17 protein-coding genes are annotated in these 18,875 nt (G+C 66.9%); 11 read left to right on the top strand and 6 right to left on the bottom strand.

Annotation, left to right across the window (positions count from 1 at the left end; genetic code table 11):
* Positions 1-470 precede the first annotated feature (470 nt).
* From OJJ21_RS17720 to OJJ21_RS17770, 11 genes are all read left to right on the top strand, one after another.
* The gene (locus OJJ21_RS17720) at positions 471-959 is read left to right on the top strand and encodes a hypothetical protein (RefSeq protein ID WP_297688272.1); all 489 of its coding nucleotides are present in this window, start codon (positions 471-473) and stop codon (positions 957-959) included.
* Positions 960-1,103: 144 nt separating this feature from the next.
* Positions 1,104-1,694, top strand: coding sequence for an imidazoleglycerol-phosphate dehydratase HisB (gene hisB, locus OJJ21_RS17725; protein ID WP_297688274.1), 591 nt, complete (start codon positions 1,104-1,106; stop codon positions 1,692-1,694).
* An 8-nt stretch (positions 1,695-1,702) separates the two neighbouring features.
* Entirely contained in the window at positions 1,703-2,185 is a 483-nt protein-coding gene (locus OJJ21_RS17730; RefSeq protein WP_297688275.1) for a DUF2628 domain-containing protein, read from the top strand.
* Positions 2,186-2,198: 13 nt separating this feature from the next.
* A complete protein-coding gene (gene hisH, locus OJJ21_RS17735) occupies positions 2,199-2,843 on the top strand; it encodes an imidazole glycerol phosphate synthase subunit HisH (RefSeq protein ID WP_297688277.1) in 645 nt (214 codons plus the stop codon).
* Positions 2,844-2,867: 24 nt separating this feature from the next.
* A complete protein-coding gene (locus OJJ21_RS17740; RefSeq protein ID WP_297688279.1) occupies positions 2,868-3,416 on the top strand; it encodes a GNAT family N-acetyltransferase in 549 nt (182 codons plus the stop codon).
* Entirely contained in the window at positions 3,413-4,150 is a 738-nt protein-coding gene (hisA, locus tag OJJ21_RS17745) for a 1-(5-phosphoribosyl)-5-[(5-phosphoribosylamino)methylideneamino]imidazole-4-carboxamide isomerase (RefSeq protein ID WP_297688281.1), read from the top strand. The genes OJJ21_RS17740 and hisA overlap by 4 nt, the downstream gene beginning before the upstream one ends.
* Positions 4,147-4,908, top strand: a complete 762-nt coding sequence (hisF, locus tag OJJ21_RS17750; protein WP_297688283.1) for an imidazole glycerol phosphate synthase subunit HisF — start codon at positions 4,147-4,149, stop codon at positions 4,906-4,908. Before hisA ends, hisF begins: the two co-directional genes overlap by 4 nt.
* A gap of 38 nt (positions 4,909-4,946) precedes the next feature.
* The gene (locus OJJ21_RS17755; protein WP_297688285.1) at positions 4,947-5,279 is read left to right on the top strand and encodes a phosphoribosyl-ATP diphosphatase; all 333 of its coding nucleotides are present in this window, start codon (positions 4,947-4,949) and stop codon (positions 5,277-5,279) included.
* 18 nt (positions 5,280-5,297) lie between these two features.
* Positions 5,298-5,672 carry a histidine triad nucleotide-binding protein gene (locus OJJ21_RS17760; RefSeq protein WP_297688287.1) on the top strand — a complete coding sequence of 125 codons (375 nt, stop codon included), beginning with the start codon at positions 5,298-5,300 and terminating at the stop codon, positions 5,670-5,672.
* A gap of 131 nt (positions 5,673-5,803) precedes the next feature.
* Positions 5,804-7,777: a TonB-dependent receptor gene (locus OJJ21_RS17765; protein ID WP_297688289.1), complete on the top strand. Its 1,974-nt coding sequence runs from the start codon at positions 5,804-5,806 to the stop codon at positions 7,775-7,777.
* Positions 7,778-7,848: 71 nt separating this feature from the next.
* Complete coding sequence (locus OJJ21_RS17770; protein WP_297688291.1) at positions 7,849-10,509, top strand: HAD-IC family P-type ATPase; 2,661 nt, start codon at positions 7,849-7,851, stop codon at positions 10,507-10,509.
* Here the strand turns inward: OJJ21_RS17770 and OJJ21_RS17775 are convergent.
* The 6 genes from OJJ21_RS17775 to OJJ21_RS17800 form a co-directional block, all read right to left on the bottom strand.
* Complete coding sequence (locus OJJ21_RS17775; protein WP_297688292.1) at positions 10,475-12,082, bottom strand: MBL fold metallo-hydrolase; 1,608 nt, start codon at positions 12,080-12,082, stop codon at positions 10,475-10,477. The two genes, OJJ21_RS17770 and OJJ21_RS17775, sit on opposite strands and share 35 nt — an antisense overlap.
* Positions 12,079-13,578, bottom strand: a complete 1,500-nt coding sequence (locus tag OJJ21_RS17780; protein WP_297688294.1) for a thymidine phosphorylase family protein — start codon at positions 13,576-13,578, stop codon at positions 12,079-12,081. Before OJJ21_RS17780 ends, OJJ21_RS17775 begins: the two co-directional genes overlap by 4 nt.
* 2 nt (positions 13,579-13,580) lie before the next feature.
* On the bottom strand, positions 13,581-14,147 hold the full coding sequence (locus OJJ21_RS17785) for a DUF1003 domain-containing protein (RefSeq protein WP_297688296.1): 567 nt from the start codon (positions 14,145-14,147) through the stop codon (positions 13,581-13,583).
* Between the two features lie 104 nt (positions 14,148-14,251).
* Positions 14,252-16,180: a PAS domain-containing sensor histidine kinase gene (locus OJJ21_RS17790; RefSeq protein ID WP_297688298.1), complete on the bottom strand. Its 1,929-nt coding sequence runs from the start codon at positions 16,178-16,180 to the stop codon at positions 14,252-14,254.
* A 155-nt stretch (positions 16,181-16,335) separates the two neighbouring features.
* Complete coding sequence (locus tag OJJ21_RS17795; RefSeq protein WP_297688300.1) at positions 16,336-18,105, bottom strand: adenylate/guanylate cyclase domain-containing protein; 1,770 nt, start codon at positions 18,103-18,105, stop codon at positions 16,336-16,338.
* A 9-nt stretch (positions 18,106-18,114) separates the two neighbouring features.
* On the bottom strand, positions 18,115-18,810 hold the full coding sequence (locus OJJ21_RS17800; RefSeq protein WP_297688301.1) for a TetR/AcrR family transcriptional regulator: 696 nt from the start codon (positions 18,808-18,810) through the stop codon (positions 18,115-18,117).
* Positions 18,811-18,875: the final 65 nt, after the last annotated feature.

Here is an 18,875-nt window from a genome sequence, read left to right on the forward strand (position 1 = left end):
ACGGTGCCCTCGTCGAGCAGACCAACGCCTCCGCCCAGGCCATGGCCAATCAGGCCGCCGAGCTCACCACCCTGCTATCGCGCTTTCACATCGACTGAAGGCCCTCTACACTGGCGCCATTAACCAATTAACCATACCGCGAATTGCATGCGGGTGAGTTCTATTTCTATTCTTAATCGAATACGATTGTATTCGACAGCCTACCGGAAAAGAGGTATTTTGAGTCTTTTCTACTCGCCAAAAAAGAGTAGTACGGCTAGTCTGGACTCGCAGAGCGAGTCCGATTGGTTGTAATTAAAGGGTTTTTTGCCCGGGCCGGCGTGAGGTAGTACAACCGCTCACCCGGCCCGATCAACAGGTCGCCAAACCAGTGAACCAAGGAAACTTTTCCAATCCCCGCTGCTCTGCCCGCCGCCGGACCCCGTGGTCCGGTTGGTCCGGGCAGCATGTCGGCTGAGGCGGAACCCGAAATGCGCGAGCGGCTGGGGCGGGTGCTGTCGCTGCTGCAGGCGACGCCGTTGCCGGTCGAGCTGATCGACGATCCGGCCCGCACCGGCCAGTGGCTGGTCACGCTGGGCAATCTGCATCAGGCGGTCATCCTGCTGCGCAACCTGCGTCCGGTGCCCGGCCAGCCCATCGGTCCGCTGGCGGCGCCCTCGGCCTATGAAAGCCGTGGCGAACGCGTCATGCGGGCCTTCAATCGCATGATCGATGGCCTGCCGCAGACCTGCCTGAGCAGCCTGTCGCCGATCATCAAGCTTGGCCTGATCCGGCCGTTGCTGGCGGAACTCGAAACGCTGGAACGCCGTCTGCGCGCCCTGCCGTTGGCGGAAGTCTCGGCTTTTACCGCGCGCCTGACCCAGTATCGCAACACCGCTGCCGCCATGGCGGCCCGCCATATGGCCCCCGATCCGCCATCCCCGCCGCTGCGGCCGCCGGTCACCGTTCCCGCCCGCTGATTGCGGCCCCACATCACCCGGATCCGGCCTGGAAACCGAGCCAAAAGCCGGGTGGTCACCGCTGCCGGTTCCTGCTATACCGCGCCCGACCCCGGCCGGGGCCCCAGCCCGGCGTGAAAAAGGGGGCGTAGAAGGAGAGCGTCCATGGCCCGTAAGGCCAGCGTTGCCCGGAAAACCAAGGAAACCGAGATTGCCGTCAGTGTGAATCTGGACGGGACCGGCACCTATAAGGTGTCGACCGGCGTCGGCTTTCTCGACCACATGCTGGAGAACTTCTCCAAGCACAGCCTGATCGATCTCGAGGTCCAGGCCAGGGGCGACATCCACATCGATTTCCACCACCTGACCGAAGATACCGGCATCGTGATCGGCGAAGCCGTGGCCAAGGCGCTGGGCGACCGCGCCGGCATCACCCGCTATGCCGATGCGCTGATCCCGATGGACGAGACGCTCACCCGCGTGGCCATGGATGTGTCGAACCGGCCCTATCTGATCTGGAAGGTGAATTTCACCAAGCCCAAGCTTGGCGACATGGACACCGAGTTGTTCAAGGAATGGTTCCAGGCTTTCGCGCAGAATGCCGGCATCACCCTGCATGTCGAAAATCTGTATGGCGAGAACAACCATCACATCGTCGAGTCCTGCTACAAGGGACTCGCGCGCGCCTTGCGCCACGCCATCACCATCGACGCCCGCAGCCCGCATGCGGTGCCGTCGACCAAAGGAACCCTCTAGGGGCCGCCATGCGATTTTTCACCCTGCATGAGCGCCCCGCGAGAGCCGGTGGCGATCCTGAAGTGCTGGCTGTAGCGTCTGGCTTCCGCTGGTCGGCGGCCATCGTGCCGCCGCTGTGGCTGCTGTGGCATCGCCTCTGGCTCGGCCTGCTCGCCTATATGGTGTTCAGCTTTGTGCTCGGCATTGCGCTGGCCGCCGGCGATATCGCCGATCCGGCAGCCACCGCCATCGGCATTGCGGTCAGCTTTCTGATCGGCGCCGGCGCTGCCGATTACCGGCGCTGGACCCTGCAGCGGCGTGGCTGGCGCTTCGGCGGCGTGCTGCGCGCCGGCGACGCTGCCGAGGCCGAGGCCCTTTATATCCGCAACCGCGGCGCGGGCCTCACGCCGCCGCCGCCGGTTGCCGTGACACCATCGTCACCGCAGGCCTTCCCGCCTGCCGTGCTGCCGCGCAGCGGCAGCAGCAGCGATGCTTTACCGAGACAGCTATGAAAAATGTGCGGTTATGAAAGTCGCCCTGATCGATTACGGCTCCGGCAACCTGCGCTCGGCGGCGAAGGCGATCCAGCGCGCCGCCGACGAGAATACGCTCACGCTCGACCTCAAGGTGACGGCACGGGTCGAGGATGTGGTGACGGCCGATGCCATCGTGCTGCCCGGCGTCGGCGCCTTTGCCGATTGCTATCGCGGCCTGAGCAGCCTGGACGGCATGATCGACGCACTGAATGATCAGGTCATCACAAAAGCGAAACCGTTTCTGGGTATCTGCGTCGGCATGCAGTTGATGGCGAGCGTGGGCCGCGAGCATGGCGAGCACAAGGGGCTCGGCTGGATCGACGGCGCCGTCGAACTGCTGATGCCGGCCGACAAGACTTTGAAAATTCCGCATATGGGCTGGAACCAGCTCAGTCTGCTGCAGCCCGAACATCCGGTGCTCGCCGGCATCGCGCCCGGTGCGCATGCCTATTTCGTGCACAGCTACCACCTGGTGCCGCGCGATCGCGCCGCTGTGCTGGCCGAAGCCGAGTATGGCGGTCCGGTGGTGGCGGCGGTGCAGCGGAACAACATGGTGGGCACGCAGTTCCATCCGGAAAAGAGCCAGGCCACCGGTTTGCGGCTGCTGGCGAATTTCCTGCGCTGGCGTCCTTAACGGTCTGTGAGTTGGAATCCGGTCATGAATGCCAAGGTCAAAGACAGCATGCCGAATGCAGTGGTTGAAAAGGTCGAAGGGCTGAACGACGACGAAGTCGACGAGCTCTGCGACGCCGCCGAAAAGGCGATTATCGACGGCAATGGTTTCGGCTGGCTCAAGGTGCCGTCGCGCGGCGTGCTGGACCGCTACTGGCGCGGCGTGCTGCTGATGCCGCAGCGCGATCTGTTCGTGGCCCGGCTGGATGGCGCCATCGTCGGCTCGACCCAGCTGCTGCGCCCGCCGCCCAACAATGAGGCGCAGGCGCATTCGGCCCAGGTCACCACGTTTTTCATCGCCCCCGATGCGCGCGGTCATGGCCTGGCGCGCGGCCTGATGAAAGCGGTGGAAGATGCCGCCCGCGCCGCCAGCTTCCGGCAGATCGATCTCGACATGCGCGCCACGCAACTGCCGGCGATCCAGCTGGCCGAAGGCGCCGGCTACAGGCGCTGGGGCGTCAAGCCCGGCTATGCCTATGTCGACGGCCAGTATGTCGACGGCTATTTCTATTCCAAGTCGCTGGTGGTGGCATGAGCGCGCTCACTCTCTATCCCGCCATCGACCTGAAGAATGGCGAATGCGTGCGCCTGCAGCAGGGCGACATGGCGCGCGTGACGGTATTCAACAGCGATCCGGCGGCGCAGGCGAAACAGTGGGAGGATGCCGGCTTCCAGTATCTGCACCTGGTCGATCTGGATGGCGCCTTCGCCGGCAAGCCGGCCAATGCGGCGGCGGTGACGGCGATCCGCAAGGCGATCAGGCTGCCGATCCAGCTCGGCGGCGGCATCCGCGACGAAGCCACCATCGAAAGCTGGCTGGAGGCCGGCATCAGCCGCGTCATCCTCGGCACCATCGCGGTGCGCGATCCCGATCTGGTGAAGCGCGCGGCGAAGCGCTGGCCCGGGCGTGTCGTGGTCGGCATCGATGCGCGCTCCGGCCGGGTCGCGGTCGAAGGCTGGGCCGAGGCCAGCGATCTCGACGCCATCGATCTGGCGAAAAAATTCGTCGATGCCGGCGTCGCCGCCATCGTCTACACCGATATCGACCGCGACGGCCTGCTCAAGGGCGTCAATGTCACGGCCACGGCGGCGCTGGCGCGCGCCGTGCCGATTCCGGTGATCGCGTCTGGCGGCCTCGCCGGCATCGAGGATGTCATCGCGCTGAAAAAAGAAGCCGCCAACGGCGCCGGCATCGATGGCGCCATCCTTGGCCGCGCGCTCTATGACGGCCGCATCGATCCGGCCGCGGCTTTGCGGGAGGCGGCATGAGCCTCAAGGTTCGCATCATTCCCTGTCTGGACGTGAAAGACGGCCGCGTGGTCAAGGGTGTCAACTTCGTCAACCTGCGCGATGCCGGCGATCCGGTCGAACAGGCCGCCGTCTACGATGCCGCCGGCGCCGACGAACTGACCTTCCTCGATATCACCGCCTCCTCGGATGCGCGCGACACGCTGTATGACGTGGTGGCGCGCACCGCCGAACGCTGCTTCATGCCGCTCACCGTCGGCGGCGGCGTGCGCGTGGTGGACGATGTGCGTAAATTGCTGCTGGCCGGCGCCGACAAGACCTCGATCAACACGGCGGCCGTCAGCCGGCCGGATTTCGTGCGCGAAGCGGCCGAGAAATTCGGCAGCCAGTGCGTGGTGGTCGCCATCGATGCAAGACAAGTGTCGCCCGGAAAATGGGAAGTCTTCACCCATGGCGGCCGTACCGCCACCGGGCTGGATGCGGTGGACTGGGCGCAGCGCATGGCCAGCCTGGGGGCCGGCGAGATCCTGCTCACCTCGATGGATCGCGACGGCACGGAGAAGGGCTTCGACCTCGAGCTGACCCGGGCCGTCGCCGACAGCATCACCATCCCGGTGGTGGCCTCCGGCGGCGTCGGCAATCTGGACCATTTCGTCGATGGTGTAGCCAAAGGCCATGCCTCGGCCGTGCTTGCGGCCTCGATTTTCCACTTCGGCCGGCATAGCATTGGCGAGGCGAAACAACATATGGCCGCCGCCGGCATTCCGGTCCGGCTCTGACGGCGCCATTCAAAGAAGGCCCGGGAGGCAAAACAATCATGTCTGGCGAGAACCGCGACCTGCTCGAACGTCTCTACGAGACGATCGTCTCCCGCAAGGGCGGTGACCCGGCGGTGTCGCATACCGCCAAACTCTTCGCCAAGGGGCGCGCCAAGATCGCCCAGAAGATGGGCGAGGAAGCCGTCGAACTGGCGATTGCCGCGGTGGCCGAGACGCGCGCCGAGGTGATTTCCGAAAGCGCCGACCTGGTGTTTCACCTGCTGGTGCTGTGGGCCGATTGCGATGTCACCATCGAGGATATCCGCGCCGAGCTGCGCCGCCGCGAAGGCATGTCCGGCATCGAGGAAAAGAAGGCGCGCCAGCTGACCTGACGCTTACGGAGACGAGTGATGGCCGAAGCCTACAATCCCCAGAATATCTTCGCCAAGATTCTGCGCGGCGAGATTCCGTGCAAAAAGGTGCACGAGACCGCGCACAGCCTCGCCTTCCACGACATCAATCCGCTGTCGCCGGTGCATGTGCTGGTGATCCCCCGGGGCGCCTATGTCGGCTTCGACGATTTCTCGGCCAAGGCCAGCGCGGAAGAAATCGCCGACTACGTGAAGGCGATCGGCGACACGGCGCGCAAGCTGGGCGTCGATGCCTCGGGCTACCGCCTGCTCAGCAACTGCGGCGCCGATGCCAACCAGGAAGTGCCGCATCTGCATGTCCATATCTTCGGCGGCCGGCCGCTCGGCCGGATGCTGAAAAAAGATACCGACTAATCCGACGCCATTTTGCGGTTTTGTGGGCCGGCTGGGGCATAACCCGGCCGGTTTTTCATCCGTATCGGGACTTGCGTTTCGGATTGTTACTTTATAACGTTATAGAGTAACAATCTTCCGGGGGTCCCGCCATGTCGTCTGCCATCCGTCGCCGCCTGTTGCTGGGCGGCAGTCTTCTTCTGTTGCCCGCCGCCGGCGTCGCCCAGGAAACGCCGACCACGCTTTCCCCCGTGGTCGTCACCGCGCCGCTGCAGCAGAGCCAGGATGAGCTGGCCGAAGGCACCACCGTGCTGCAGGGCGAGGCGCTCGACCGCCGCCGCGCCGCCACGCTGGGCGAGATGCTGGACGGCACGCCGGGCGTCAGTTCCACGCAGTTCGGTCCCGGCGCCGGCCGGCCGGTCATTCGCGGCCAGAGCGGGCCGCGCGTGCGCGTGCTGAATAACGGCATCGACACCTTCGACGCTTCCACCGTCAGCCCCGATCATGCCGTGGTGGCGCCGGTCGGCGGCGCGCAGCGGATCGAGGTGCTGCGCGGCCCGGCCGCCTTGCTCTATGGCAGCTCGGCCATCGGCGGCGTGGTCAATGTGATCGACGGCCGCATCCCCGAGGCGGCACCGAAAAATGGCACGGCAGGAACCGCGCGGCTCGATTACGGCAGCGGCGCCAGCGAGAAAAGCGGCTTCGCCGCCATCGACCAGGCGGTGACCGACCGTTTCGTGGTGCATGGCGAGGCCGGCGCGCTGAATGCCGACGACTACAGCATTGACGGCTATGCCAGCACGGCGGCGCGCGCGGCCGGCCGCAAGGGCCGGGTCGACAATACCGGCATCCGCAACCGCAACGGCAGCGTCGGCGCGTCTTACCTGGGCGAGGCCGGCTATGCCGGCGCCAGTGTCACGCAGTTCAACAGCTATTACGGCGTGCCGGGCAGCGATCCGGTGCGCATCGACATGAGCCAGACCCGGCTCGATACCAAATTCGGCCTCTATGAGCCGTTGCGTTTCCTCGACGAGGTGAAACTGAAATTCGGCTATGCCGACTATCTGCATGACGAGATCGAGCCGAACGGCCAGCCGGCGACGCGCTTCGATTCCGAAAGCTGGGAAGCGCGGCTGGAAGCCGTGCACAAGCCCATCTTCGCTGGCATCGAGGGCGTGGTCGGCCTGCAGAGCAACCGGCGCGATCTCACCGCCACCGGTGCGGAAGCCTTCATCACGCCGACGGTGACCGACAGCCATGCGCTGTTCGTGCTCGAACGTTACGAAACCGGTCCCTGGGGCTTTTCGCTCGGCGGCCGCGCCGAACACGTCGAGATCGACGCCGCGACACTGAAACGGCAGCGCGATTTCACCCCGCTGGGGCTTTCCGCCGGCGCGACCTACAAACTGAGCCCCGGCTACACCGCCGGCCTGTCGCTGTCGCGCACCGAACGCGCGCCCACGGCCGAAGAGTTGTTCTCCGACGGCAAGCATGTCGCCACCCAGAGTTACGAAATCGGCAATGCAGCCTTGAACAAGGAGACCGCCCTGCATGCCGAACTCAGTCTGCGCAAGACTGCCGGTGACGTCACCGGCGCGGCCAATGTCTTCGCCACACGCTTCCAGGATTATATTTTCGGTGCCTTCACCGGTAACCAGCGCGACGATGTGAACGAGCTGCAATACAGCCAGGCCGATGCCGATTTCCACGGCGGCGAGATCGAGGCGGCCTGGACCTTCTTTCGCGGCGCCGGCTATACGCTCGGCGTCGACGGCAGCGTCGACTATGTGCGCGGCGAGGCGCGCAGCGGTTCCAACCTGCCACGCATCCCGCCGGTCGGCTATCGCTCCGGTTTCACCGTGGCCACCGCGCCGCTCGACTGGCGCATCGAGATCGCCGGCCGGCTCGACCAGGAAAAGGTGGGCGCCAACGAAACGCGCACGGACGGCTATACCGTGCTGAACACCGCCTTCACCTGGCGGCCGTTTGACAATCGCGACGTCGCCGTGCTGCTGCAGGGCCGCAACCTGACCGACGAGGAAGGTCGCAACCACACGTCGCTGCTCAAGGATGTGGCGCCGATCCGCGGCCGCGAAGTCCGGCTCGGCACCAGCGTCATCTTCTGACCGCCGGTTCTGCTGCCGGCATTTGATTTCGATCAGGGGACAGCGCTGCCCGGGCATGGCAGGATGCCGCCATGCCCGGTTCCAGTTCCGACGATCCGCTCCACAGCCTGCCGGTTGCCGCCGCCCTTGCGCGGCTCGACAGCACGGCCGCCGGCCTGAACGCCGACGAAGCCGCGCGCCGTCTGCAGCAGCACGGGCCGAACCGCCTGCCCGAGCCGCATCTGCGCGGCATGCTGGCGGTGGCGCTGCACCAGTTCGTCTCGCCCTTCATCTATCTGCTGCTGGCGGCGGCGATCCTCAGCGCCCTGCTCGGCCATCTCGCCGATGCCGGTTTCATCGCCGTGGTGCTGCTGGTCAATGGCGGCATCGGCTTCTGGCAGGAATGGCGCGCCGAGATTCGCGTGCGCGCACTGAAATCGCTGGTGCGCGGCCGCATCCCGGTCTGGCGCGACGGTGCGCTCGCCGCGCGCGATATCGAGCAGCTGGTGCCGGGCGACATCGTGCAGCTGGAAAGCGGCCTGAAGGTGCCGGCCGATCTGCGCCTGATCGAGGACGAGGGGCTTGAGGTCGATGAAAGCCTGCTGACCGGCGAATCCCTGCCGGTCGTCAAACAGGCCGACCTGCCGGTCGCCGCCACGGCCGCGCTGGGCGACCGCACCAACATGCTGTTTGCCGGCACGCTGGTGCGCAGCGGCCGTGGCCGTGCCGTGGTGGCCTTCACCGGCCGGCAGAGCGAGATCGGCCGTCTGTCGCTGGCCCTGCAGGGGGTCGGCAATCCGCCGCCGCTGCTGCGCCGCATGGAACGCTTCACCCGCCATATCGCGGTCGGCGTGCTGGTGCTGATCGCCCTGATCGCGCTGCTGGAGATCCTGCGCGGTGCGGATCTCGCCGATATATTCCTGCTCGCCATCGCGCTGGCGGTTTCGGCGATCCCGGAAGGCCTGCCGGTGGCGATGACCATCGCGCTGTCGATCAGCGTGCATCGCATGGGGCTGCGCCAGGTGGTGGTGCGGCATCTGCCCGCCGTCGAAGGTCTCGGCGCCTGCACCCTGATCGCCACCGACAAGACCGGCACGCTGACGGTCAACCGGCTCAGTATCGAGACCCTGTGGCTGCCCGGCAATGAGACCCACCCGGGCATCCGGCTGCTGCCGCAGGACAGCCGCGTGCGCGACCTGGTGCTGGCCGCGGCGCGCTGCTCGGAATCGCACGGCATGGGTGTCGACCATACCGGCGAGGAAATCGGCGATGCCGTCGATCTCGCTTTCCTGCGGCTGGCCGTGCATTTCGACTATGACGCGGCGATGGAGGCGATGGATCATCGCGGCCGCATCGCCTACGAGCCGGAACGTCGCTACGCCGCCGATTTCCACAGCGACGGCGAGACCCTGGTCGGCTATGTCAAGGGCGCGCCGGAAACCCTGATGGCGCTGTGCGGCGCCGGCGACTGGGAGCCGGCGCGCCGCGCCGAGGCCGAGGCTGCCATCCAGGCGCTCGCCGCCGATGGCTATCGCGTGATCGCCGTCGCCGCCGGACCGGTCACCGAGCCGGCGGCGGAATCGCTCGACGGCCTCTCGCTGCTCGGCTTTGCCGGACTGATCGATCCGCTGCGGCCGGAAGCGCGGCCGGCGATCCAGGCCGCGAGGGCCGCCGGTATCCGCGTGGTGATGATCACCGGCGACCACCCGGTCACGGCGGCGGCGATTGCCCGCGACCTCGATCTGCTCGACGGCCCTGTGGCCAACGGTCCTGTGGCAGACGGCACGCTGGTCAACGGCCGGCAGCTCGCCGCCCTGCAGCATGACCGCGCCGCCTTCGATGCCGCCGTCCTGCGGGCCGGGGTTTTTGCCCGCATCGAACCGCTGCAGAAGCTCGCCATCGTCGAAAGCCTGCAGCGCCAGGGCCATGTCGTGGCGGTCACCGGCGACGGCATCAACGATGCGCCGGCGCTCAAGGCGGCCGATATCGGCGTCGCCATGGGCCGCGGCGGCACCGATGTGGCGCGCGAGGCCGCCGACCTGATCCTGGTCGACGACAATTTCGCCTCCATCGTCGCCGGCATCGAGGAAGGCCGCGCGGCCTATGCCAACCTGCGCAAGGTGATCCTGCACTGCATCTCCACCGGTGCCGCCGAGATCATGCTGATGCTGCTCGCCACCCTGTCGGGCCTGCCGCCGCCGCTGACGGCGGCGCAGCTGCTCTGGCTCAACCTGGTCGCCAACGGCATCCAGGATGTGGCGCTGGCTTTCGAGCGGCCGGAACCGGATCTGCTGCGCCGCGCGCCGCGCGCCGCCAACAGCCCGATCTTCGACCGCCCGATGATCGAGCAGGTCCTGCTCTCGGGCGCCACCATCGGCCTGCTGTCGTTTGCGGTCTATGTCTACATGCTGCAGACGCTGGGCTACAGCCTGGTGGTGGTGCAGGGCCTGATGCTGTGGCTGCTGGTGTGGTTCGAGAATGTCCACATCCTCAACTGCCGTTCGGAAACCCGCTCGCTGTTCCGCATCCCGCTCGCGGCCAACTGGCTGCTGATCGCCGGCGTGGCGGCCACCCAGCTGCTGCAGCTCGCCGCCGCGCAGCTGCCGGCCATCGGCCCGCTGCTGCGGCTGGAAAGCGTCGAACTGCATCACGTGATCTGGCTGGCGCTGCCGGCGCTGCTGCTCACCGTCGTGATGGAAGGCTACAAGCTGTGGCGGTCTAGCCGCGCCCCAGCACGCGCTGCATCTTCTTGAGCAGCTTGCGGCGCTCCTGGTCGGTGCTGGCATGGCGCAGCTGGTGCTGCACCTGCAGCATCAGGCGGGCATAGTCGTTGTGCCAGTCCTCGCCCGACAGCGCCTCGCTCTCGGTAAACCGGTCGAGCCGCCGGGTCTGCAGCGGCTGCTTGAGCAGTTTGGCATGCGCACCGATCAGGCTGTAGGTCTCGTCCAGTTTCGGCGCCACCACGGTCGGCGCCTCGTCCTTCCATTGCGCGATGGCCGCGCGCAGGGCGCCGATGGCATCCGGCTCGCCATGCGTCAGCAGCAGGCCGCGGCGCACCGGCAGGCGGTCGCGCAGCCAGTCCAGCAATTCGTCATGGTCGGCATGGCCGGAGTAAATCTCCAGCTTGCGGATGCGCGCGCGCACCAGCACTTCGTCGCCCTGGATGCGCACCGCCTGTTCGCCGTGTTCCAGCAGCGCGCCCAGCGTGCCCGGCGCCATATAGCCGATCAGCAGCACGGTGGCATTCGGCCGCCACAGGTTGTTCTTCAGGTGATGGCGGATGCGGCCGGCCTCGCACATGCCCGACGCCGAAATGATGATGGCGCCGCCGGTCACCTGTTCGATCTGCATGCTTTCCTGCACGCTGCGGGCAAAGCGCAAGGAGCCGCCCTCGAATGGCTGGTGCGTGTCGCTCTGCACGCCGTCCGGCTTGTGCAGGTATTTGGCGAAGACCGTGGTCACCCGGGTGGCAAGCGGCGAGTCGACGAAGATCGGCACGCGCTTCACCGTGCCTTCGGCGATCAGCCTGGTCAGGTCGGCCAGCAGTTCCTGGGTGCGCTCCACGGCAAAGGCCGGGATCACCACATTGCCGCCGGCGGCCAGCGCGGTGTTGATCTCCACGGCCAGCGCGGCGCGGCGCTGGCGGTCGTCCAGCCTGGGACGCGGCCGGCCGCCATAGGTCGATTCCATCACCACGTAATCGAGATCCTGCGGCGCGGCGGCATCCTGCTGCAGCGCCTTGTGTTCCGGTCCGATATCGCCGGAGAACAGCAGGCGCAGCGGCCTGGTGCCGCCGGCGGCGACTTCCAGTTCGATCGAGGCGGCGCCGAGGATATGGCCGGCATTCCAGTAGCGCGCGCGCAGGCCGGGCAGCACCTCGAACCACTGGCCGAAGTCGCGCGCCGCGATCAGCTTCAGGCTGTCCTGCGCATCCTGTTCGGTATAGATCGGCTGCACCACGCCGCGGCCGCGCCGCTGGTTGCGGCGGTTCAGCCGCTCGACTTCCATTTCCTGGATGCTGCCGGAATCGGGCAGCATGAACTGCAGCAGGTCGGCGGTGCCGGCGGTGGCATAGACCGGGCCGGCATAGCCGGCCTTGACCAGTTTCGGCACCAGGCCGCTGTGGTCGATATGGGCATGCGTCAGCAGCACCGCGTCGATGGCGCCCGGATTGAACGGCCAGGGTTCGTAATTGAGCTGCTTCAGCGTCTTGTCGCCCTGGAACATGCCGCAGTCGATCAGGATGCTGCGGTTGCCGAAATCGAGCCGGTAGCAGGAGCCGGTGACGACGCCGGCGGCGCCGTGGAAGGTGAGATTCAGATTCACGGTCTGCTGCTCCGGGTCAGGCGATAGCCGTTATCCTGCGCCGCCAGCTGGGCGGCGAAGGTGAGGTCGGTCGGCAGGCCGGCATGGATGCGGTACAGCGGCTCGCCGCGCCGCACGGCATCGCCGCATTTATGTAGCAGGTCGACGCCGGCACCCTTGAAGGCCGGCGCCCCGGCCATGCGGGCGACACGGGCGATGCGCAGGCAGTCGATGCTGCCCACCACGCCGTCGTCCGGCGCCAGCACCTCCTGCATGATGGCGCTCGGCGTCAGCGCCATGCCGCTCGGGCCCTGCGCCATGATGATGCGTTCCATCGCCTGCATGGCGGCGCCGCTGTCCAGCAGGGCGCGGGCGCGGTGAATGCCCTGGCCGCCGCGCAACGCCGGATCGCTTTCGATCAGCGCACCGGCCAGCAGCAGGGCGCGCTCGCGCAGGTCGGCGGGCGCGTCGGCATCGTTGCGCAACACGGCCAGCACATCGCGCGCCTCCAGCACCGGGCCGACGCCGCGGCCGATCGGCTGGCGGCCGTCGGTGATGCGGATGTCGAGCATGAGGCCGAGCTGGCCGCCGACATATTCGAACAGCTTGCGCAGGCGAACCGCATCGGCCTGGCTGCGCACCTTGGCGGTCGGCCCGACCGGAATGTCGAGCACCAGGTAGCTGGCGCCGGCCGTCAGTTTCTTCGACAGGATCGAGGCCACCATCTGCTCGCGCGTATCGATGGCCAGCGGGCGTTCCACCGTGATCAGCACGTCGTCGGCCGGCGACAGGTTGACGCGGCCGCCCCAGACCAGGCAGCCGCCGATCTCCTCGACAATGGCGCGCATCTCGTCGGTGCCGATATCCACCCGTGCCAGCACTTCCATCGTATCGGCGGTGCCGGCCGGCGAGGTGATGGCGCGCGACGAGGTTTTCGGGATCGTCAGGCCATGCGCCATCACGATCGGCACCACGATCATCGAGGTGCGGTTGCCGGGAATGCCGCCGATGCAGTGCTTGTCCACCACGGTCTTGCCGTCCCAGCGCAGCTTCTGGCCGACTTCGGCCATGGCGCGGGTCAGGCCCAGCACCTCCTCGGCGGTCATGAAGCTGGCGCAGCCGACCAGGAAGGCGGCGATCTCCATCTTGGAATAGCGCTGCGCGGCGACATCGCGGATCACCGCGGCATATTGCGCGTCGCTCAGCACCTGGCCCTGGATCTTGGCGCGCACCGCATCCAGGCTTTCGACGGCGCGCGGATGGTCGATGGTCACGATCGTGCCGGGCGGCAGGCCGAACAGCCGGAACGCTTCTTCCGACAGGCCGAGCTCATGCGGTCCCAGCAGGGTATCGTCATCGACGATATTCAGCGTTGCCGGAATACGGGTGCCGTTGGCCTTGACCTCGATCTTGCCGAAGGCCTGGAATTCCTCGACATGGTAATGCGCGCAGCTGCGGCTGAGATAGGCGATGCTTTCGCGATGGGTGTCGATGCCGATGCGTTTCAGCGTGAGCATGATCAGGGCTGCCTGGTGCCGTCGATTCTGCCGCCATCGATCTTGGCCGACAGCGATTCGACGGCGCGGGTCAGCGCGAGGATTTCCTGTTCGCGCAGCAGGTCGATCTTCTGGTGCAGCAATTCGATTTCCAGTTCGGCCTTGATGTTGATCTTGTAATCGTTTTCGGCGCGCTCGCGGTCGATATCGCTCAGGCGGTTCTGGCTCATCATGATGATCGGCGCGGTATAGGCGGCCTGGAAGGAGAGCAGCAGGTTGAGCAGGATGAAGGGATAGGGGTCCCAGGCCGTGCCGCCGGACAGCGCGTTGCCGACCAGCCAGGCCAGCAGCAGCGCGCTCTGAATCAGGATGAAGCGCCAGGAGCCGACAATGGCAGCCACGCTGTCGGCGATGCGGTTGCCGATGGTCACCGGCGGTGCGGGCACCTCGACCTGCAGCTTGCTGCGGCGGCGGGCGCTGTGATGCCGCAGGGTGCGCAGCAGGGTCTTTTCCTGATCGGTCAGGGCATGCGGCCCGACAGTGTGAGACCCTGGGCCGGGGGCGGCGGGATGGGAACTGGCGGTCGGCATGGCAAACTCCGGTGCGGTACCACAATGCGGTCGCTGCAGTGTCGCACGCCGGTGGGGTGCAGGGAATTGAGGCGGATCAAATGGCCCGGACCGGAAAACCGCCGTCAGCGGCCGACGGCATCGGCAATCGCCCGGGCGAGGTCTTCCTGGAAGAACGGCTTGGCCAGCTTCGGCAGGGCGATATCGGCCGGCATCTCGGCATAACCGGTGGCCAGGATGATCGGCAGGGCCGGCCGTTCGGCGTGCACGGCCCGGGCCAGCTGCAGACCGGTCATATGCGGCATCGCCTGGTCGGTGATCAGCAGATCCAGCGTGGCATGCTGGCGCAGCACCTCGAGCGCCTGCTGGCCCGAGGTCGCCTCCAGCACGGTATGGCCGAGATCCTCCAGAATGGCGACGGTATTCATCAGCACCAGCCGGTCGTCATCGACGGCCAGCACGGTCAGCGGCCGGATCGCCGCTGCCGCCGTGGCGGCCGCCCTGTCGCGCGGCTTGCGTTCGGCCTCCGCCGCGGCCTGCGGCAGCCAGAGTTCGACCGTGGTGCCCTCGCCCCGGCGGCTGTGCAGCAGCAGCCGGCCGCCCGACTGTTCGGCCAGGCCATGCACCATCGACAGGCCCAGCCCGGTGCCCTTGCCGATGCCCTTGGTGGTGAAGAACGGCTCGGTGGCGCGTTTCAGCGTGGCCTCGTCCATGCCCTCGCCGCGATCGGTCACCGACAGGCAGACATAGCGGCCCGGCAGCAGCGGTCCGGCCAGGCCCTCCGCCACGGTTTCCTCGCGGGCCGCGATCACGATGGGGCCGCCATCGGGCATCGCATCGCGGGCATTCATGGTGAGGTTGAGCAGGGCGAGTTCCAGCTGGTTGGCATCGGCCCGTATGGCCGGCAGCGACGGCGGGAAGCGGATTTCGATGGTCACCGTCGGGCCGAGCGAGCGCTGCAGCAGATCGGCCATGTCGCCCACCAGCACCGGCAGATCGATCCGGCGCAGGTTGAGATCCTGTTTGCGGGCGAAGGCCAGCATGCGCTGGGTCAGCGCCGCGCCGCGTTTGGCGCCCTGCATGGCATTGTCCAGCAGCGGCGTGATGCGCGGATGTTCGGGGATGCGCTTGCCCAGCAGTTCGATACTGCCGATGATCGCCATCAGCAGGTTGTTGAAGTCATGCGCCACGCCGCCGGTCAGCTGGCCGATGGCATCCATCTTCTGCGACTGGAACAGCGCCTGCTGCGCCTGCTCCAGGGCCTGCTGGGCCTTCAGCTTGTCGGTCATGTCGCGCGTCACCTTGGCGAAACCGACCAGCATGCCGGCATCGTTGCGGATCGCATCGATCACCGCATGGGCCCAGAAGCGGGTGCCGTCCTTGCGCTGGCGCCAGCCTTCCTTCTCGAAACGGCCATCCAGCGCCGCCGCGGCAAGGCCGCGCTGCGGCTCGGCGCTGGCGCGGTCCTCCTCGGTATAGAAACGCGAGAAATGCTGGCCGATGATTTCGCCCGGCGTATAGCCCTTGATCTTCTGGGCGCCGGCATTCCAGCTGATCACGATGCCATCGGGATCCAGCATGTAGATCGCATAGTCGGTAACGCCGAGCACCAGGCGGCGGAACTGCTCCTCGCTGCGGCGCAGTTTTTCCTGTGCCAGCATGCGCTCGGTGAGATCGCGCGTGACCTTGGCAAAGCCGACCAGCTGCCCGTCATGGTCGTGCACCGGATCGATCACCACATGGGCCCAGAAGCGTGTGCCGTCCTTGCGCAGGCGCCAGCCCTCGGTTTCGAAGCCGCCCTGCTCCCGCGCGATAACAAGCACCTGCTGCGGCACGCCGCGCGCACGGTCGTCTTCCGTGTAGAAGCGGGAGAAATGCTGGCCGATGATTTCTTCCGGCTTGTAGCCCTTGAAGCGCTGCGCGCCGGGATTCCAGCTCGCCACGATGCCGGTCGGATCGAGCATGAAAATGGCATAGTCGGTGATGGAATCGACCAGCAGCCGGTAACGCCGGTCCTCGATCAGGGATATGTCGAACGGCGGCTCGGCCGTCATTGGTCCCCCACGGAATGCAGGACCCACGGGAGGTCAGCTGCCTGTTGGCTTATGATGCTGTGCGCCGGTCCGCAGGACGGCGCCACGGACGGAACGGCGCTGCAACGGGGAAGTTCCCGCCAGCCCGGCCATTGAAGCCGGTATTGCCGGCCCGCTCAAGGGGAGCGACGGATATCCGTTCGGGAGATGACGCCGGCGCCGGTGGTGGCGGCATCCGGCCGGGCCCGCGTCTCCGGCAGGGCGATCCTGGCGGCCACCAGTACATCCAGCAGTTCCGATTTGCCGCGCAGGGCCACGCTTTCGCGCTGCCAGCTCATGCCCTGCAGCGCCGCCGTGCCGGCGCGGTCGGCCACTTCGGCCGAGATCACCAGCTCGGCGCCGAAATCCTTGGTGGCGCTTTCCAGCCGGCTGGCGGTATTCACCGCATCGCCCACCGCGGTCAGGTGCATGGCGCTGCCATGGCCCATCTCGCCGACGATGGCGGGGCCGCAGTGAATCCCGATGCCGATGCGCAGTTTCTGGTCGAGATCCATCTTCAGCGCGTCGTTCAGCTGCACCAGCGCCTCCGCCATGCGGCGCGCCGCATCGACGGCGCGGCGGCAGCCCTCGTCGGCGCCCTCGTCGATGCCGAACAGCGCCATCACGCCGTCGCCGATGAATTTGTCCAGCTTGCCGCCGGCGCGTTCCACCGCCTCACCCATCGCCTTGAAATACTGGTTCAGCACGAAGACCACATCGTAGGGCAGCTTGCCCTCCGACAGTTTGGTGAAGCCGCGCAGGTCGGCGAACAGGATGGCGATGCGGCGCTCCGAGCCCTGCGCATAACTGGCGGCGCCATAGGCGGCGCGGGTCGGCACGCCGGCCGGCAGCATCGGCATCACCGCGATATCCTCGCGCGGCTTGATCTGGCAGGCCAGCCGTACGCCGGGCGGGGCATGGATGCGCTCCAGCACTTTCTGTTCGGCGGCATCGGGCGGCGGCAGGCTGCTGCTGCCGGGTCCGCTCAGCCGCACGCGGCAGGTCGAGCAGCGGCCCTGGCCGCCGCAGACCGAGGCATGCGGATAGCCGATGGCGCGGCTCGCCTCCAGCACGGTCTGGCTGCCGGCCAGGCCGCGAAAGCGCCGGCCGTCGGGATAGGTGACGGTGACGATGCCGCGCCGGCGCTGCAGCAGGGCGGCGACCAGGCGGCCGAGCAGGCCGGCGCCGAGCAGGGCGATCATCACGATATAGGCGATGTCGATGCTGCGCATGCCGAACTCGTAGGCGATCGGCCCCGGCCAGTTCAGGCCGGCGCGGAACTGGTCGAGCCATTCCGGCCGCTGCATTGCCAGCAGCACGGCGCGGCCGGCCGAGAGGTAGCCCATGGTGGCCAGCATCGGCAGGATCAGCGCGCTGGCATAGAGGAAGGGCCAGGCGCGCTCGAAACTGTATTTCATGCGCAGCCAGTAATAGACGCCGATGCAGCCATGCGCCCAGGCGATCAGGATCAGGATATTCTGGCGCAGGCCGATCAGCGGTTCCTGCACGAACTGCACGGTCAGCACATAGGCATAGGTGTCGTTGAGGCCGAGCGCCGCATTCAGCCCGCGCGTGCCGATGATATGGTCGATCACCAGCGGCGGCACGCAGATGCCGAGCGCGATCTGCACCCAGCCCTGCCAGTGAATGCCGCGGTAATGCCCGCGGCGCAGCCAGCTGAACAGCGCCAGCAGCGGATGCAGGATCGCCGCGGCGTAAAGCAGCACCGTGCCGGGCCAGCTGCGCCAGGCGAATTTGAACAGCGTCGAGCCGGCATCCATCGCCTCCAGCGAAATGATGCCCAGGGTATGATTGATCAGATGGGTGGCGAGGAAGACGAACAGCACCAGGCCAGAGGCCAGTTTGGTCCGGCTGTAAATCTCCTCGAAACGTCGGCTGGCCGCCATGTCGCGAGCCTATTTGGCCGGCACGGATACGTCCAGCTTGTCGTGCGTCACGCCTGCGGCATCGTTGCCGCGGCGAGGCACGGGGTCGGGCAGCTGCGGTGAAAACAGCAGTTCGAGATAGTTGCGATACTGCCGCCACTGCGCCGCCACCGCACCCGGGTCGCGCTGCACCTTGGACAGGATGAAGGCGCCCTCGGCCAGCACCAGGCTGGTTTCGGCCAGGGTTTTCACCTCCACCGGCAGGCGCGGCGGATACAGCTGCATCACCGCTTCCAGTTTGCCGGCGATGCGCTGCGTCCAGTGGGTGAAGACCTGGCGCACCACGGCAATCGTGGCCGCGTCGAACAGCTGGGCCTCGTAGATGAAAGACGCATAGAGGCAGCCGGGATAGGGCGCGGTCAGCCTGGCCATCTCTTCTTCATAGAGGCCGATGCAGATCAGCAGCTGCTGCAGCGGATCGCGACTTAAGCTCTCGGCGCGCTGCAGGTTGGTTTCCAGATGCGCGGCATCGGCTTCGGCATCGCGCTGCACCAGCGCCAGGGCCAGCTCCGCCTTGGTCTTGAAATGGTAAAAGAAGGCGCCCTTGGTGATGCCGGCGCGGGTGATCACCGCATCCACCGAGGCGGCGGAAAAGCCGGTCTCCAGGATCAGCGCCTGGGCGGCATCCATGATGGCTTTGCGGGTGGCGGAACCGTCGCGGGCCAAATCTCGTCTCCAGACTGGACAAAGCTGATTATTGTACGGGACGGTCGGTTTCACAAGGGCGTGAG

Source organism: Ferrovibrio sp., assembly GCF_025869515.1.
In the GTDB taxonomy this organism is placed as follows: Bacteria; Pseudomonadota; Alphaproteobacteria; order Ferrovibrionales; family Ferrovibrionaceae; genus Ferrovibrio.

Bases quoted from the DNA above. Each gene is read 5' to 3' on its own strand.
- OJJ21_RS17755 (WP_297688285.1), top strand. From the start codon at position 4,947: ATGTCTGGCGAGAACCGCGACCTGCTCGAACGTCTCTACGAGACGATC.
- OJJ21_RS17740 (WP_297688279.1), top strand. From the start codon at position 2,868: ATGAATGCCAAGGTCAAAGACAGCATGCCGAATGCAGTGGTTGAAAAG.
- hisF (WP_297688283.1), top strand. From the start codon at position 4,147: ATGAGCCTCAAGGTTCGCATCATTCCCTGTCTGGACGTGAAAGACGGC.
- OJJ21_RS17730 (WP_297688275.1), top strand. From the start codon at position 1,703: ATGCGATTTTTCACCCTGCATGAGCGCCCCGCGAGAGCCGGTGGCGAT.
- OJJ21_RS17785 (WP_297688296.1), bottom strand. From the start codon at position 14,147: ATGCCGACCGCCAGTTCCCATCCCGCCGCCCCCGGCCCAGGGTCTCAC.
- hisH (WP_297688277.1), top strand. From the start codon at position 2,199: ATGAAAGTCGCCCTGATCGATTACGGCTCCGGCAACCTGCGCTCGGCG.
- OJJ21_RS17780 (WP_297688294.1), bottom strand. From the start codon at position 13,578: ATGCTCACGCTGAAACGCATCGGCATCGACACCCATCGCGAAAGCATC.
- OJJ21_RS17765 (WP_297688289.1), top strand. From the start codon at position 5,804: ATGTCGTCTGCCATCCGTCGCCGCCTGTTGCTGGGCGGCAGTCTTCTT.
- OJJ21_RS17770 (WP_297688291.1), top strand. From the start codon at position 7,849: ATGCCCGGTTCCAGTTCCGACGATCCGCTCCACAGCCTGCCGGTTGCC.
- OJJ21_RS17760 (WP_297688287.1), top strand. From the start codon at position 5,298: ATGGCCGAAGCCTACAATCCCCAGAATATCTTCGCCAAGATTCTGCGC.
- OJJ21_RS17790 (WP_297688298.1), bottom strand. From the start codon at position 16,180: ATGACGGCCGAGCCGCCGTTCGACATATCCCTGATCGAGGACCGGCGT.
- hisA (WP_297688281.1), top strand. From the start codon at position 3,413: ATGAGCGCGCTCACTCTCTATCCCGCCATCGACCTGAAGAATGGCGAA.
- hisB (WP_297688274.1), top strand. From the start codon at position 1,104: ATGGCCCGTAAGGCCAGCGTTGCCCGGAAAACCAAGGAAACCGAGATT.
- OJJ21_RS17795 (WP_297688300.1), bottom strand. From the start codon at position 18,105: ATGGCGGCCAGCCGACGTTTCGAGGAGATTTACAGCCGGACCAAACTG.
- OJJ21_RS17720 (WP_297688272.1), top strand. From the start codon at position 471: ATGCGCGAGCGGCTGGGGCGGGTGCTGTCGCTGCTGCAGGCGACGCCG.